The 16,821-nt window shown below is 33.5% G+C and carries 15 protein-coding genes; 8 read left to right on the top strand and 7 right to left on the bottom strand.

Annotated elements, in window-relative coordinates:
- Window positions 1-83: 83 nt before the first annotated feature.
- From OF897_RS03985 to OF897_RS03950, 8 genes are all read left to right on the top strand, one after another.
- The gene (locus OF897_RS03985; protein WP_267264401.1) at window positions 84-995 is read left to right on the top strand and encodes an alpha/beta hydrolase; all 912 of its coding nucleotides are present in this window, start codon (window positions 84-86) and stop codon (window positions 993-995) included.
- A 131-nt stretch (window positions 996-1,126) separates the two neighbouring features.
- Window positions 1,127-1,534 carry a tRNA (adenosine(37)-N6)-threonylcarbamoyltransferase complex ATPase subunit type 1 TsaE gene (gene tsaE / locus OF897_RS03980; protein WP_267264400.1) on the top strand — a complete coding sequence of 136 codons (408 nt, stop codon included), beginning with the start codon at window positions 1,127-1,129 and terminating at the stop codon, window positions 1,532-1,534.
- Window positions 1,535-1,603: 69 nt separating this feature from the next.
- Window positions 1,604-2,797, top strand: a complete 1,194-nt coding sequence (locus OF897_RS03975) for an alanine dehydrogenase (RefSeq protein WP_267264399.1) — start codon at window positions 1,604-1,606, stop codon at window positions 2,795-2,797.
- Window position 2,798: 1 nt separating this feature from the next.
- Complete coding sequence (locus OF897_RS03970; protein ID WP_267264398.1) at window positions 2,799-3,170, top strand: hypothetical protein; 372 nt, start codon at window positions 2,799-2,801, stop codon at window positions 3,168-3,170.
- A 113-nt stretch (window positions 3,171-3,283) separates the two neighbouring features.
- A complete protein-coding gene (locus OF897_RS03965; RefSeq protein WP_267264397.1) occupies window positions 3,284-4,054 on the top strand; it encodes a histidine kinase in 771 nt (256 codons plus the stop codon).
- Window positions 4,032-4,742, top strand: a complete 711-nt coding sequence (locus tag OF897_RS03960; protein WP_267264396.1) for a LytR/AlgR family response regulator transcription factor — start codon at window positions 4,032-4,034, stop codon at window positions 4,740-4,742. Before OF897_RS03965 ends, OF897_RS03960 begins: the two co-directional genes overlap by 23 nt.
- 111 nt (window positions 4,743-4,853) lie before the next feature.
- The gene (locus OF897_RS03955) at window positions 4,854-5,243 is read left to right on the top strand and encodes a hypothetical protein (protein ID WP_267264395.1); all 390 of its coding nucleotides are present in this window, start codon (window positions 4,854-4,856) and stop codon (window positions 5,241-5,243) included.
- 105 nt (window positions 5,244-5,348) lie between these two features.
- Window positions 5,349-7,631 carry a cation:proton antiporter gene (locus OF897_RS03950; protein WP_267264394.1) on the top strand — a complete coding sequence of 761 codons (2,283 nt, stop codon included), beginning with the start codon at window positions 5,349-5,351 and terminating at the stop codon, window positions 7,629-7,631.
- 91 nt (window positions 7,632-7,722) lie between these two features.
- Here the strand turns inward: OF897_RS03950 and OF897_RS03945 are convergent, their stop codons facing one another.
- The 7 genes from OF897_RS03945 to OF897_RS03915 form a co-directional block, all read right to left on the bottom strand.
- Window positions 7,723-8,571: a lytic transglycosylase domain-containing protein gene (locus OF897_RS03945; RefSeq protein WP_267264393.1), complete on the bottom strand. Its 849-nt coding sequence runs from the start codon at window positions 8,569-8,571 to the stop codon at window positions 7,723-7,725.
- Between the two features lie 156 nt (window positions 8,572-8,727).
- The gene (locus tag OF897_RS03940; RefSeq protein ID WP_267264392.1) at window positions 8,728-11,226 is read right to left on the bottom strand and encodes an ATP-dependent Clp protease ATP-binding subunit; all 2,499 of its coding nucleotides are present in this window, start codon (window positions 11,224-11,226) and stop codon (window positions 8,728-8,730) included.
- Window positions 11,227-11,404: 178 nt separating this feature from the next.
- The gene (locus tag OF897_RS03935; protein ID WP_267264391.1) at window positions 11,405-12,184 is read right to left on the bottom strand and encodes a hypothetical protein; all 780 of its coding nucleotides are present in this window, start codon (window positions 12,182-12,184) and stop codon (window positions 11,405-11,407) included.
- Between the two features lie 55 nt (window positions 12,185-12,239).
- Window positions 12,240-12,593: a hypothetical protein gene (locus OF897_RS03930; protein WP_267264390.1), complete on the bottom strand. Its 354-nt coding sequence runs from the start codon at window positions 12,591-12,593 to the stop codon at window positions 12,240-12,242.
- Between the two features lie 11 nt (window positions 12,594-12,604).
- A complete protein-coding gene (locus tag OF897_RS03925; RefSeq protein ID WP_267264389.1) occupies window positions 12,605-15,253 on the bottom strand; it encodes an OmpA family protein in 2,649 nt (882 codons plus the stop codon).
- Window positions 15,254-15,264: 11 nt separating this feature from the next.
- Window positions 15,265-15,756 (bottom strand): DUF4280 domain-containing protein, encoded by a 492-nt coding sequence (locus OF897_RS03920; protein ID WP_267264388.1) that lies wholly within the window; start codon window positions 15,754-15,756, stop codon window positions 15,265-15,267.
- A 2-nt stretch (window positions 15,757-15,758) separates the two neighbouring features.
- Window positions 15,759-16,805: a hypothetical protein gene (locus OF897_RS03915; protein ID WP_267264387.1), complete on the bottom strand. Its 1,047-nt coding sequence runs from the start codon at window positions 16,803-16,805 to the stop codon at window positions 15,759-15,761.
- Between the last annotated feature and the right edge of the window lie 16 nt (window positions 16,806-16,821).

Below are 16,821 nucleotides of genomic sequence, written 5' to 3'. Positions count from 1 at the left end.
AAAATATTTAGATTCTTTCAGAATGACAAATTAGAATCCCAATTTACCTTAAATTTGAAAACAATTAAATAAAAATTTCAGCAATGAAAAAAATTCTTTCGCTCAGCTTATTACTTTCATTATTTGCTACGTTTCACAGTCAGGAAATAGTTCCACTTTGGGGCGAACAGATTCCAAATCAAAAACCCACTCAGGAAAAAGAAAATTCAACTGAAAAAACTATTTTGTGGATTGAAAATGTTCAAAAACCTACGTTAGAAGTCTATTTACCTTCCAAAAAAATCGCAACTGGCAAAGCAGTAGTTATTTGTCCGGGAGGTGGTTATCGAGGTTTAGCTTACGATGGTGAAGGTACTGATATTGCTAAATGGTTTAATTCTAAAGGTATTGCAGCATTTGTATTAAAATATAGACTTCCGGTATCAAAATCATTAATTATTCCGAACGAAGCTCCATTGCAAGATGCTAAACAAGCCATAAGAATTGTAAGAAATAACGCTAAAAAATGGAATATCGCTGAAAACCAAATCGGAATTATGGGTTTTTCAGCGGGAGGTCATCTTGCTTCCACATTGGGAACTCATTTTGACAGTGAAGACAAATTGCCAAAATCAGAAATTGAATCAATCAGCGCAAGACCAGATTTTATGATTTTAGTATATCCTGTGATTACTATGAATTCAGCATTTGGACATCAAGGCTCGAGGGAAAATTTATTAGGACTACATCCAAGTCAAGATCTTGTAAATTATTATTCCAACGAACTGCATGTTAACAGTAAAACTCCGCCCACATTTTTAGTTCATTCTTCAGATGACCAAACAGTGCCTGTGAGAAACAGTATTGTCTTTTATGAAGCTCTGCAGAAAGAGAAAGTAGGGGTCGAAATTCATATTTTCCCAAAGGGAGGTCACGGTTTTGGTTTAGGAATCGGAAAAGGACATCTTGAAAACTGGACAGATAATCTCTACCAGTGGATTTTGAGTCTAAAGTAAATAAAACTTTTAATTTTAGTTGATAATTTTCAAAAATTTTTGAAAGTTTAGTATGTTCAACATTTCAAAATCTCCAATCAAAGTTCATGTTTTGGGAATTAAAAATTTACTACAATTAATTATCTTTGCTCATGCAATTTAATATAGAAAAGATAGAAGACTGGCAAAAAGTCGTAGACTCAATTTTACCGGAACTTAAACATAATATTCTTTTGTTAAAAGGAAATTTGGGTGCAGGTAAAACTACTTTCACTCAGTTTCTGCTTAAAAACTTAGGCAGTGAAGATGAAGTAAACTCTCCTACTTATTCGATTGTAAATGAATACAATTCGCAAAAAGGAAAGATTTTTCACTTCGATTTATACCGTTTAAAAAATATTGATGAAGTCTATGACATTGGTATTGAAGAATATCTCGACAACTCATTTTTGTGTATTATAGAATGGCCTGAAGTGTATGAAGATGAGCTTTACGGACTAGACTATCACTCGATGAATATCAACAATACTGGACAAAGCAGAGAGATTACATTCGATTAAATAGCATATCTTTGCTTAAAGAAATCGATTGTACAAAATAATTTTCTGTAAGTTATAATTGAATAAATAATGAGTACTACAAATATTTTTACTCCTTTTTCCGAGGAAGAATTAATGCCCAAGGAGGAAAAGTTGGAAGTTATTAAAAAAGGGAAACAATTCAGCATAGGAATCCCTAAAGAAACTTGTCTCAACGAAAGAAGAACGTGCATAACTCCTGATGCAGTACAGGTTTTGGTAGAGCACGGTCATGAAATCATCATTGAAGCCGGTGCAGGACAAGGCTCATTTTTCACAGATTTACAATATTCGGAATCGGGAGCTAGGATTACTCAAGATGCTAAAGAGGCATTTTCTCAGGATTTAGTTTTAAAAATAAATCCGCCTACAGAAGAAGAAATCGATTATTTTAAACCGAATACTTATTTAGTTTCTGCACTTCAAATCAATTTAAGAGACAAAGATTATTTCTTAAAATTAGCCGAGAAAAAAGTCAACGCTATTGCGTTTGAATTTATCGCTGATGAATACAAACAATTGGCTTTAGTAAGATTAATCGGAGAAATTGCAGGAACAGTTTCAATTTTATACGCTTCAGAATTATTAGCTTTATCAAACGGATTAATGCTTGGCGGAATTACAGGAGTAAGACCTGCAGAAGTTGTTGTTTTAGGAGCAGGAATTGTAGGTGAATTTGCTACAAAAGCCGCAATAGGTTTGGGAGCAAGTGTAAAAGTTTTTGATAATTCACTTTCAAAACTGAGAAGACTTCATACTTTGGTTGACAGCCGGGTTCCAACATCAATTATCGATCCTAAAGAATTAAGCAAAAGTTTAAGAAGAGCCGATGTTGTTATCGGAGCTTTACCAAGACTCAATTCGCAGCCGATTGTAACCGAAGATATGGTGATGAAAATGAAAAAAGGCAGCGTTATCATTGACATTGTGATCGACAACGGAAAGGCAATCGAAACTTCCGAATTGACAACAATGGAAGATCCTTACATCATCAAACACGGCGTTATTCACTGTGGATTACCGAATCTCACCTCGAAAATGCCAAGAACTACGACGAAAGCAATTTCTAATTTCTTCCTTTCTTACATTTTAAATTACGATGAAGAAGGCGGTTTTGAAAACATGCTTCTCCGCAAAAACGAAATGAAACAAAGTCTGTATATGTACAAAGGCAGACACACCAAAAAAGTTATTTGCGACCGTTTCGGACTTACTTATCACGATATCAATCTTTTAATTTTCTAAAGTGAAAAAACTTAAATTCTTTTTAATAGGACTTCTTCCCGGATTTCTGATTGTATTTTTTGTTCTTAATAAAAAAGGTGTAAGCTGCAGCGGATATTTACCAAACAGCCGTGTTATCGCCGAAACATTATCAAAAGATTTTCAATATTCTGATCAGTTTAAAAATGAAATGACTGCTTTAAAAGTTGATGAAAAATTTTTAAAAGACAGCATCATTACTTTAGGAAAAATAGATTTTGATCGCAGTCATGCTCAGAAAAAACCTTGTCCGGATTATGTGATTACTTATCCTGAGAAGAATCCGATGTATGAAATTACATATGAAAAGTGTGAAGAAAAGGTAGTTTTAAATTCATTGAAAAAATTGAAATAAAATAGCCACTGGTTATAAATTATTTATTGCCACGAATACTAGTAAATACTTCAAGTTCATAGTTTTAATTATATTTGAACCAATAAATTTCATCTAAATATTCCCCTAAAAAAATGGAAGGCAATCTCTATCTGATTCAAGATTATCTGATTTTCATTGGAGTTTTTGCTATTTTCTTTTTTTTAACGGTTGCCATTTATCTTTTCAGCCAAAATCAACGTCTGAAAAACAAAAATTTCAGACTTTCTGAAGCTAATAAACTGATTGAGCAAAAATTGAATGAAGTTCAATTAGAACACATCGGAACCAAGCTCAATCCACATTTATTTAAAAATATTCTTAATTCTGTACAGTCACATGCATATCAAACATATATGTCGCTTGACAAACTGGCAAATGTTCTGGACTATATTCTGTACGAAAGCAACAACAAGTTTGTAAGTCCGAAAGAAGAATTAAATTTCGCTTTAAGTCTTATTGAGATTAATAAAATCAAGATAAATCCGCTTTTTGATTTCAGAATTAAATCTAAAATTGATAAGTCTGATTCTGTTTTTGAAGAGAAAATTTTTGCGCCGTTAATTTCTGTTGATTTAATTGAAAATGCCTTTAAACACACAGATTTTTTAGCACAGGATTCATTTATTTCCATTAACATGGAACTTGATGGCGGAATATTTACAATGAGAGTAAGCAATAAAGCTTCCTTGAAAAATGTTTTGCACAAAGAAAACAGTGGTTTTGGAAGTCAGTCTTTAGATCAACGCTTAAAAATGATTTATAATGATTTTTATACACTTCATAAAAACTCAAAAAACGGTATCTTCACCGCAGAATTAACAATCAATTTAGGCGAATTCTATGATAAAATGCGTTATTCTTGATGATGAATTATTGGCAATCAGCTATTTAAAACTTCTGTGTGAACAAATTGAAAACGTGGAAGTTGTAAAAGCGTTTAACGATCCTAAAATTTTTCTCAGCGAAATCGAAAACTTAGACTGTAATCTCTGCGTTTTAGACATTGAAATGCCTGGAATGACCGGATTACAGGTTGCCGAACTGATTTCGGACTCAAAAAAAATTATCTTCACAACCGCTTACAAAGAATATGCAGCCGAAGCTTTTGATCTGAATGTTGTAGATTACGTACGAAAACCAATTAAAAAAGAAAGATTGATTCAAGCGTTTGAAAAAGCGGCAGATCTTTTAAACAACAGTCAGAAAAAAGAATTCATCGAATGGAATACCAACATCGGTAAGTCTACGATTTTTACAGAACAAATTGCCTATATTAAAACTTCTGAAATCGACAGTCGAGACAAAGATATTATTCTGAAAGACGGAACAACACTCGTACTGAAAAATCTTAATTTCAAATCTCTTTTGGAAATGCTTCCATCAAAAGATTTTGCACAGGTCAATAAGAAAGAAATCATCGCCTTGTCTTCTGTAAAAGTTCTGTCTACCAACGAAATTATTACGACAATTTCTACAGAATCAGATCAGTTTTTAAAACTTCACATTGGCGACACATACAAAAATTCATTAATGGAAATGTTCGGAAAATAGTCTTTTTTCAAACATTTCAACTTTCATTGCAGAATTCCTTCGTTTTATTACATCAGCTCTAAGAAAAACATTTAGTCAGCTTATTTTTGCGCCTTGATTAAATGGTTTATCATGAAAAAGATTCTTTATGGATGCGGGATTCTTATTTCCGGTCTTTATTTTTCTCAGGAAAATGACTCTAAAGTAAGAGTTTCATTTTTTGACGGAATTGCCGTTACAGGTTATGTTGATCACGGAGCATTTTTAAATTTCACAGGTCCAAATGTGAACTTTACTCATAAAAGCACCAAAATGATGATTGGAATGCTACCTTCTTTGAGAATAAAAGAAGATCAGTCTTCCGGAACAAAAAACAGCTCTATTATGCCAACTTTGGGAGTTGGTTTTGCTGTAGTTTATAAAAAGGTAGCGTTACAGATTCCTTTCTATTACAACACTAAAACTTCTATGGAAAATGGAAGCTGGAAAATGGGTATCGGATTGGGATATCGCTTTAAGTAAATTTTCATTACATTATTCTGTGTATTGATTACATTTAAGTTAAATCAACTTTTAGCATCCGTTTATTCTTTAGAAATTTACACTTTAATAAAATGGTTAATGATTATGAAGAAATATAGAAATATTATTTTTTATGTAGCAACGATTATCTTTTTCTCGTGCGTAATGTACTGGTTTTTCATTGAAGGAAAAACTTTGGAAATCGGGGAAAACATTCCACCGAGCAAAACAACGGGAACTACAATGTGGGAAAATTTCACAGACTCTTTTCTATCAAATCTTCATCATCCTTTAGCTCTTTTACTGGCACAGATTGTTACGATTATAATGGTTGCAAAACTGTTTGGATGGATTTGTGTTAAATTAAAACAGCCTTCCGTAATTGGAGAAATGATTGCAGGTATTGTTTTGGGACCTTCTCTTTTCGGATTGTATTTCCCTGAACTTTCAGCGTTTATTTTTCCTAAAGAATCATTAGGAAACTTACAGTTTTTGAGCCAAATCGGTTTGATTCTCTTCATGTATATCGTCGGAATGGAACTTGACTTAAGTATTTTAAGAAAAAAAGCACATGATGCAGTGGTTATCAGTCACGCAAGTATTATCATTCCATTTGCATTGGGAGTTGGGCTTTCTTATTTCATTTATAAAGAATTTGCACCGGACGGAATTCAGTTCAGTTCCTTCGCTTTATTTATAGCGATTGCAATGAGTATTACAGCATTTCCGGTTTTAGCAAGAATTGTTCAGGAACGAAATCTTCATAAAACCAAGATAGGAACTGTTGTAATTACCTGTGCAGCAGCGGATGATATTACAGCTTGGTGTATTTTGGCAGCCGTAATTGCAGTGGTAAAAGCGGGATCTTTTTCGGGATCAATTTTCGTAATTATCATGGCAATAGTCTATGTTTTCATCATGATAAAAGCGGTAAGACCATTCTTACACAGAATTGCAGAATCTCAAAAAGGAAAAGGTTTCATCAGCAAAGCTTTGGTAGCCGTATTTTTCTTAATCTTAATTATCTCTTCTTACGCAACAGAGGTTATCGGAATTCACGCATTATTCGGAGCATTTATGGCAGGAGCAATTATGCCTGAAAACGTAAAATTTAGAAATCTGTTTATCGAAAAGATAGAAGATGTAGCCTTGGTTCTATTGCTTCCTCTTTTCTTTGTTTTTACTGGTTTAAGAACACAAATCGGATTATTGAATGATCCGCATCTTTGGAAAATCGGAGGTTTTATTATTCTAACGGCCGTTGTCGGAAAATTTGTAGGCAGTGCTTTAACCGCAAAATTCCTCAAACTCAGCTGGAAAGACAGTCTCACAATCGGAGCTTTGATGAACACACGAGGTTTGACCGAATTGATCGTTTTAAATATCGGTTATGACTTAGGAGTTTTAGGACCTGAATTATTTGCAATGTTAGTAATTATGGCATTATTCACGACATTTATGACCGGACCATGTCTTGACGTTATCAATTATTTCTTTAAGGGAAAAAAATCGTCTTTGGAGGACGAAGATTTAGATGAAAATGACGCCAAATACAGAGTTCTTTTATCTTTTGAAACTCCAGAATCGGGAAGTACATTGTTAAAACTTGCTGATAATCTTACTCATAAAATGAACGGAAACAAAAGTGTAACCGCAATGAATATCGCTCCGGTTGATGAACTGCACGCTTTTGATATCGATAATTTTGAGAAAGAGCAGTTTAAAAATGTTATTGAAACTTCTGAAGAGTTAAATCTTGAGGTAACTACTCTATTTAAAGCTTCCACTGATATTGAAAATGATTTAACAAATATTTCAAACAAAGGAAATTACGATCTTCTTTTAATCATGCTTGGAAAATCGATGTATGAAGGAAGTTTGTTAGGAAGACTCTTAGGTTTTACTACAAAAATTATCAATCCTGAAAAATTATTGAATACCGTAAAAGGAAAAAGCAATATTTTCAACAATTCACCATTCGACGATTCTACGCTTCAGATTTTAGATAATACAAATATTCCTGTGGGAGTTTTAGTGGAAAAGGATTTTAATTCGGCAGACAGAGTATTTATTCCAATCTTTAATCTGAGTGATTTTTATTTGCTTGAATATGCGAAAAGGCTGATTAATAATAACAACTCACAAATTATTATTTTGGATGTTGCAGGACAAATCAGAAATAATATTGAGGTAAAAGAATTGATTAGAAGCATCGAACAGGTTGCGCCAAACCACATTACTTTATATAACGAAAAACAGATTGAAAAAGAATTCTTAAATGCTCAGGATTTAATGCTTATAAGCAAAAAAAGCTGGAGAGGTTTGATTGATTCAAAGAGTCTTTGGTTGTCTGATATTCCTTCAACATTGATTATTTCAAATCCTTAAATACAAAATGACTTCATAAATTAATGATTTTGATAGTTTACTAAGAAAGCCTGGAATTTCCAGGCTTTTTAATTATTATTTTTCACAAACTTTATTTCGAACGTATTGACTTAGAAAGAATTGAATTTTTTCTCATTAAAAAATCAGGCATTACGTCTGTGGGAAGAAAGAGTTTGCTTTCTCCATCTGCTTCCAAATTACTTATAATCTCAGGATTCCAGCTTAATAAATCATTCATGTTAATTTTTAATTCTTCGGCAATTACATCTAGTTTAAAACCTGCATTAATTTCAGTTTCAGACAAAGCAATTCCCGGAGTATGATTTTCTCTTGCTTTCAAAAGCGATATCGTTCTTGAATCGCTATAATTTGCCAAAACCGAAGACAGTTCTCCCGTTGCATAACATGCGTTGAGATACTTTTTAACATGATTGATGGTTTCTGCAGGCAAGTATTTAGAAAAAACGTGATATTGCGTTGAATTGGCAGCCTGCATCGCTTTGGCAATATTTCCTTCGCCACAATTGTAAGCCGCAACAACCGTAACCCAATTGTTGTATTTTTTATACAGATTTTTTAGTGAAACAGCTGCCGTTTTCGTACTTCTGTACAAATCATTTCGGCGATCTTCCGTTAATCCGTATTGATTGGCATGAGCGGTCATAAACTGCCAAACTCCCACTGCTCCTGCACTTGAAGTGATATTTCTGTTAAAATGAGATTCAATTAAAGCTAAATTTCTCAAATGCTTCGGCAAACCTCTTTCAACCATAGAATATTCGATGAATGTAACGATTTCTCTGTTGGCTTCAATGATATTCTTATATTTCCTCACACTGCTTTCTGAAGTATCGGATGCGGAAAGAAACTGTGCACTCACAAAATGAGAACAACCTAAAAATGTTGCCGCTAAAATAATATTTTTGAAATTTGGTTTCATTTTTAATCTGTTTCTAAACTTATTTTAAATCCTGAAATCACAATTATTTTTTAAAATTCTCGCAGATTAAACAGATTTTGCAGATTTAAAAATCAGCTTGATTAGCTAAATCTGCGAGAGATTTTATTTTAATTTGAATTTACTTAGATTCTGAAATTAATCTACTTTCCAATTGATTTTTTCTTCTTCAGTATTCCAATCAACAGAAAGGTTTTGTCCGGATTTCACTTCTTCTCTTACAATCATTTTTGAAATCGGTCTTGCCAATTGAGATCTGATTACTCCTGAAATCTGTCTCGCTCCGTATTTACTGCTAAATCCGTTTAGAGCTAAATTTTTCACAGCTTCATCACTAATTTTTAAACTCATTCCTAATCTCGTCAATGAATGATGAAGTGATTTTAATTGAATATTAAAAATTCTTTCTGCAATAGATTCAGTAATCGGCGCAAATGGAATAATTTCTGTAATTCTCGCCAAAAACTCCGGCCTGAATTTCCCAGAATTTGACATAATCTGCATTAATGAATTTGATTCAGGGACTTTTCCCTGTTCAAACTGTTTTACAATTTCTTCGCTTCCGATATTTGAAGTAAACAAGATTAAGGCGTTGCTGAAATCACCTTCTTTTCCAAGCTTGTCATGAACTTTTCCTTCGTCCATAATCTGCAAGAAAACATCAAAAACAGAATGATGTGCTTTTTCAATTTCATCAAATAAAACTACGGTATAAGGTTGCTGTCTGATTTTATTCACTAACATTCCACCTTCTTCATAACCGACGTAACCAGGAGGCGCACCATATAAAAGTGCTGCAGAATGTTCTTCTTTAAATTCTGACATATCGAAACGAACCATCGCTTTTTCGTCATTGAAAAGCAATTCTGCCATTGATTTTGCCAACTCTGTTTTTCCAGTTCCCGTTGGTCCTAAAAGGAAGAACGAACCGATTGGCTGTCCCGGTTTATTTAATCCGCTACGGTTTTCTACAATCGCATCCGAAAGTATTTTTAAAGCGTGATCTTGCCCTACAACTCTGTTCATTAAAAGACCTTCCATATTCAGAAGTTTCTCTTTTTCCTGAGCCTGAATTTTACCGATTGGAATATTGGTTTTTGCCGCCATTACTGCCGCTAATTCCAAGCGATCTACTTTTTCTCTTTTTACAGCTGCATGTTGTAAAAGTTCAGTGTAAGTATCTTCAATAATTTTTTGAATAGATTCAACCGGCATTGAGTTATCGATTTGTGGTTGCTCACTTAAAGAACCCCACAGAATCGGGCTGATTTTATCTCGTAATAAATTATAATTCCAGATTAATTCATCAGCTTTATCTTTATCGTCAAAATATTCTTCTTTTAAAATATTTTCATAGATTTCTTTCCAGCTTTCTAATTCTTTTTCAGAAAGTTCGTCTAGCATTTTTATTGCTGCCATTGTTCTATCTAAAAGATCAATTGCTGCATCCGGAAGTTTTTTACCTTTTGCATAACGTTTTGCTAAACGTACACATTCTGGAATAGCAGTTTTTTCGACCTCAATTCCGTGGTGTTTTTTATAACCTTCGAGCAAAACATCAATCATTTTAACGCAGGTTTTTTCGTCCGGCTCATTGACTGTTAAAACTTCAAAACGTCTGTTGAAAGCCTGTTCTGGTTCAATAATTTTTCTGTATTCTTCCTGAGTTGTTGCTCCAATTACGGTAATTTCTCCGCGAGCTAATTCAGGTTTCAATAAATTTGCTACATTTCCGATGCTTCCTTTTGCATCTAAAAGGGTGTGAATTTCATCAATAAATAAAACTGCTTTTTCAATTTTTTTACATTCATTGATTACTTTTTTCAGACGGTCTTCAATTTCGCCTTTATAAGAAGTTCCGGCTAATAATGCTCCAGTGTCAAGTTCCAATAAAGTTGCATTTTTAAGCATTTCGGGAACATTTCCTTTGATAATTTCTGTAGCAAAACCTTCAACCAAAGCAGTTTTACCAACTCCCGGTTCTCCGATGATAATTACATTAGGTTTGCTTCTTCTACAAAGAATTTCGACCAACATTCTCAGTTCTTTATCTCTTCCGATAATATTTTCCAAATCACCGTTTCTCGCCTGTGCAGTTCGATCCACACAATATGCTTTAATGGACGGAAAAGATGAATCTGAAAAATCTGATGAACTTCCACCAAAAAGCGATGAAATTTCACCATTTTGCGTTGCTGCGAAAGGTGTATCTTTTCTATATAAATTGAAAATTTCGTGTTCTCTTAACGGAAGTGATTTTAGCTGCTGCAAAGTAAAAGCAACCTGAGGTTTTACAATCGCTGTCAAAATACAAACCGGAGTAATCTCATCCAAACCTAATTTTAAACGGATATCATCGGCTTCTTCAAGGATTTGATCAACGAATTCGCCTTCTCCAACCTCAGCGGGAAGATGTGTGGTTTTAGGATAATCTTCAATTCGGACATCTGCCCATTCGTAAAAATATCCAGGATCTTTATCTATAGATTTTAGAAATTCATTCAGACCAATATCTTTGTGCATTAAAGCCTGCAAAATATGCGGTCCGCTGTAGGTTGCGTTGTAATTTTCTCTTGCAATTGACTGTGCAATATGAAATAATTGTTTCACAGTCTCGTTGGTAACAAGTACTCCCATTTATATTTTAATATTTTGATTTTTGGTGTAACTAAAATAAGTCTTTTTTATCAATCATTAAAATTAAAAATTGGTTATTTTCAATTGCCTGGGAATATTTTGGGGAATTTTTAGAACATAAAAAATTAAGAGAAATAAAAAACCAGAATATAGTTCGATATTTCTCTTAATTTAAATTTTATCTGATAATCTTGTATTTATCTTTTGGTTTATGAATAAATAAAGGTAAAGAAAACTCCTCGTTCGTTTCTTTATTGGTATAATGTATAATTGGCCTTTCTGCATCTAATAATGTACAAATTTTACCATCTCCAAAAAATTTCACATCAGTTACTTCCGGGAAATTATCCAGTACATATTTTCCACCAAACAGTTCTCCAAAAAGATTTGATAGCTCTAATTTATTATCTACAACTCCGAGGTACATTGAGGTATCAATTTCATCAAATCTATCCTTCATTTCATCGTGAAGTTTATCAATATCCCGATCTTTAAATAAACTATGAATGAATCTGAAATATTTTTCAACGTCATATTTATTCAATGTATTGGCATTAAATTGTTCCGAATTTTTCCAGCCGTCTATCAAATAATTTACCTCAGCCTTAAAATCATGAGTCAAATTTACAACGGGCAGATTGTTTTCTGAAAAATCTAATTTTTCATACTTAAATGCCTCAACTGTATTGTTATAATTATCTGTAGAAGCGTCATAACTAAAGACTTTTATCGTAATAAAACCGTCATTTCTCAATGATTCTTCTCCTTTCAAAGGCAAAATGTTTATTTTAATGTTCTGTAATCCGTTTTCCAATATAAAATGATTGATAGGAACATGAGACGACACCGCTCCCCCAACGTGATGACTGAAAGCAGGCATATCATTAATGAGAATATCAAAATTACATATAGACGAATTGAAGCCTACCAAGTAATAAGGTTCGTTGAATTGAGCCATTTGTTATTTTTTGTGAAATATTTTAATTTGATATTGATACTTTGAAAATATGGTGTTACTTAAGTTTCACAAATTTATTTTCCATTCCTTCGAAAGAGATTGTTAAAGTATCGTTTTTCACGGTGTATTTACCTTCTGTTTTTTCTTTGGTTTCTTTTTCAACAGTTACAATTTTATCACCTTCAACTTCATAAGTAGATTCTACCGTATTTTGCATTTTTCCTTCTCCTACATATTGCATGAATTTTCCGTCTTTTGTAAATTCTACTACAATTTTTTCGATCGGGCTTCCTGTTTTTGAATCTTTAAGAGAACTCTCCCATTTACCGATTAATTTTTCATCTCCCTGCTTTTGAGAATTACAGCTAAATGCCAGAAAACATCCTAAAATAACTAACAATTGTTTCATTTTTTATTTTTTTATTGTCCAATATATTGTTTTTCAAACTTGATTTCATCAGGCATTACGAGTCTCGATTCGCCTTCATAACTCAAGGTTCTTTTAAAAATTCCCAGTTTCACCGTTCCGATTGCAACGAATGTTGCTTTTACGCCTGCAAACTCTGCAATCGGAGCAGCATAAATTCCTTTTTTATCTGCACCCACTTTTATTCCACCGGTTACAGAAGTACTTACATCGGCTTTTACTTCACCTTCGAAAGCCAAATAACCAATTCCTCCTTTTGCCCAAGCTTTAAACTCGGCAATAACCTGAATTTTCCCGGTTGCTTTTACTTCTCCTGAAGTTTCTTTCGGGTAAGAAGTGTTGATGGTTACTTTCCCATCAAGATATATACCACCACTTATGCTAATGATGAAATGCATTCCGGCTTCTTTCCCTAATTTATCTAAAATCCATGAAATGATACTTCCCGCTCCGGGACAAACAGCATCTCCACCGAATTTTATAAATATTTTCCAAAGATCAACTTCAATTTTTGCTTCTACCAAAGGTTTTGCAGAAACTCCTATGGAAACCATTGTTGTAAGATCAATCGCAGTTTTCGGGGCTCTTTCTAAATACCACTGTGCTGCAAATGCAATTTTGGGAGATTCTATTGTGAATTTAGCTCTGCCTTTTGAAAGAGGTGAGTTTGAAACCCTTTCCGTCATGCTTTTCATTTTATTAAAAATCCCAAGCGTTTTTCGGATTTTACCATCCCATTTGTGCCCAAGTTCCATAGTTTGAGGAGCACTTGATCTTCCCTGTGTAATTCTATTCCACTCGGCTTTTAATGAAAGAGCAAATGACTGATCCATTTCGCCATAGTTTTTAGACCAGCCACGATCGGTTTCAGCACCTATTACTTTGTTACGCCCTTCTTTAATATCATATGGATGAAGTTTATTTCCAAAAGTATGCGCAAAAGGTTGATCGTGATTCCATTTAAATTCGACAGTCCATTTTATATCCGGGAAAACTTTCACCTGAACAACCGCATTATTTTTATTTGAAAACCATCTGCAGGAATTCACAAAAATACTGTAAACTGTAGCAGAACTTCCCATTTCCAATACATTGAAAGAAGGCCAAATATAATTCAGAGGTGCAATATTTCCCCAAGCTAATTGAGAGTTTACAGGAAAAGCCAATGAACTCGCACCAATTTCATGAGGTTGTTTGTATTCAATAGATTTTACAACAATCTTTTTTTCATGTTTATCTTTATCTCTGAAACAAGCTTTATTTACATGCTGCAAAACATCAACTGTAAGATTTATATCTGAGCTCGGCGCTAAAGTTTCATAAATAATCGTTTGAGCATCATGAGCATGAAATGTAAAAGAAATATCGACTCTTCTGTTGTTTTCGTAGTCTTTTTCGTTCTTGTATTTTATATTATCTCTACCCATTTTATCGTCGGTAGGATCTACTTCTCCTTTTCCGAGAGAAATGATTCTGGAGAGATCCAAACCTCCGGATCCAAAGAATTTTTTTACAACATCTGCTCTTCTCTGTGAAAGACCTTTATTGTAATTTTCTTTCCCAATAACACATGCGTAACCGCTTAAATTTATGGTCGAACCTTTATGCTCTAAAAGAAACTTCAAAATATTATTTAAAACTTCCAGTCCATCTTTATCGATTTCAGTAGAATCAAATTTGTAATAAATTGTTCTGTGAATTCTTTCATCGGGAGCTTTAATTCGTTTTATTCCTTTTCCATTATCAAAAACTGTAACTGTAGAATTGCTTGCTTTTCCGTCTTTCACGACGTTTTCTGTAAATTTAATTACCTCAAATTTACAAGGTTCAATTCTTGCAGAATTTACATCTGGTTTATAAACTTTTGTAGGAGTTTGATTTTGGCTAACATTTGTATTTGTTGTGGCAACTTTATTCTTAACATTCAGATAAATTGCGTGCAAATCATCACCAAGATTATCTTTAATATACTTTCCTGAAGCCTGATCTTTAACCTTGATATAAAACTCCTCAAGATTCTGAATATTATCTACATGTGCCATCCAAGCATACGTATTCTGTATTTTCAGATTAACTTCACCATCAATTACCTGCACATCGGTATACACACAAATCTGCTTATCTGCTTTTGCATACTGCTGATTCCAAAGTTCTATAATTAAATTATTACCGTTAAGACCCTCAGTTTGCAAATTGAGATGTACAATATGACCGTAAGAAATATGTTGTGCTTTTTTATTGTTTTTAATACTTGGGCTGTCTTTTTGATAAGACCATTTGCTGGTGATAATTTTCGGTTCGCACCAACCTTTAACGTATAAACCAACATTGTTTTTAAAATCTCGCTGCCCTGAAAAACTTGCTTCAACATAAAAATTATAACTACCGCAAAACTTTTTCTGCATATAGAATTTATATCCTGTAGTGGAAGGTGACTGAAAAAGAATAATTTTACGATCATTGGTTTGTCTCATCCAAATCACAGGTTTCTTTTTATCTTCAGCAGTGGTATTTGGCAACCATTCTTCCACCTGAAAATAGACATCCTGCTCAGCCACAATGGTAACTCGCTGACCGGGAACAGACATTTTCGGATAATATTTACCCTGTGTAACTTTTATTTTTTTTACGCCTTTTGCCATCTGATTATTCTTTAAATTACACCTTCCTGCACTCCCGTCATTGAAGATTGCTCTTTATACATCGACTCCGAATCTACCAACGGATTGATCTGTTGCTGCACATCCTGATCTGCATTTTTGAAATTTTGCTGGCTTGCTTCTGCTCTTTGTCCGTGATCTATGATTTCTATACACGGCGTTCCTGCAATCGCACAAACAGCTTTGCTGTCTTCCAAAATAATATAACCTCCGTTGCTAAGCTGTACTTTATCGTAAAAATTCTGCCATTCAGTAACCATAATTTTACATGGCGGAGGCGGACTTCCCATTTTTAAGCAACTTCCGAATGTATTTTTCTCAAATGTTGCAGCGCCAATTTCTTTCGTGGTGACAATCAGTTTTTTTGCTGCACTTTTATCGTTTGCATACTCTTTTTGGTGAGTAAGCACTTTAAGATTATCCGGAGCCTGCCCAAATTGACATTTGCACATAGCTCCTTGTACTACAATGTGTTTTTCTGCCATAACTAAAATTCTTTATTTGAAATTACAATTCTCGACAAATATTCATTCCCGAATTCTAAACGGACGAATGAGGTATTCATTTTAAAAGTTACAACCGTCAAAGCTTTTGAGGTATTTTCATCTACTCCCACCGTTGTCTGATACAATTGAGCTTTGTAGCGCGCAAATTTATCTTTACATTCGGAAGGCGAACTGTCGTTAAAAATCAAACCGTAAGGTAACCCTGAAACGGCATCTTCACCATAATATTGAATAGCATAATATTCTTCTCCACTTGTCATATTTGCGTAAATCATATTGAAATTTTCAAAATCCCAATTAGAATATTTTTCGTTTTTGCAGGTTTCACAATCCATTTCACTAGGATCTGTTTTTAAAAGCTTTGTAATCTGATCTGCATTGGTCGGAAGACTGATAAATTGTTTTTTTGCGAAAAGATTCTGAAGATATTTTGAGGCAATCTTTTTTTGTGATAGTTTAGCTTCAAAGCTGGCAGTTTCATTGGCTGTTTGAGCTGCTGTAGTAACCTCAATTTCCGATTCTGAGCTTATTGAAGCTGATTCATTTGAAGCTTTATTGATTTTTGAGTTTAAAAGAAATTCTTTGACTTCTTTCTCTAGTTTTCCTGTTGATTTTGTAAGTTTTACATCAACTTCTTTTTTTGACCAATTATCAGGATTAATTTCCTCCAAGAAAACAGTGACTTTTGTACTTTTTGCTGAAAGTTTTTTCATTGAAACGTTCCAGATCGCTTTTTGGATAAACTGTTTAGGTTTTGCCCCTTTTTTTAAAGCTAAATCCAAATAAGGATTTTTCTCATTTGAGTCAAATTTCAAATCATACAGATCAACTGTGGTTGAAAATTCATTATCTCCTGCAGCAGCGGCTTTTGGTTCGTCTTTCGTAAAATCATTGGCAAAATCGAAAATGGTATTTTGCAGTGTTTCAATATCTTTCGGAACCGTAAATTCTGTTTTCTGCCCAAAATTCAGAGCAAAAATGAGAATAAAAAGCGTTAAGAAAAATTTATCAAATACTATTTTTTTCATTGGTTTGGTTTTAAAT

The organism is Chryseobacterium formosum (assembly GCF_026460885.1).
Taxonomy (GTDB): domain Bacteria; phylum Bacteroidota; class Bacteroidia; order Flavobacteriales; family Weeksellaceae; genus Chryseobacterium; species Chryseobacterium formosus.
Note: the sequence above shows the minus strand (reverse complement) of the source record. Positions and strands in the feature narration are given on the sequence as shown.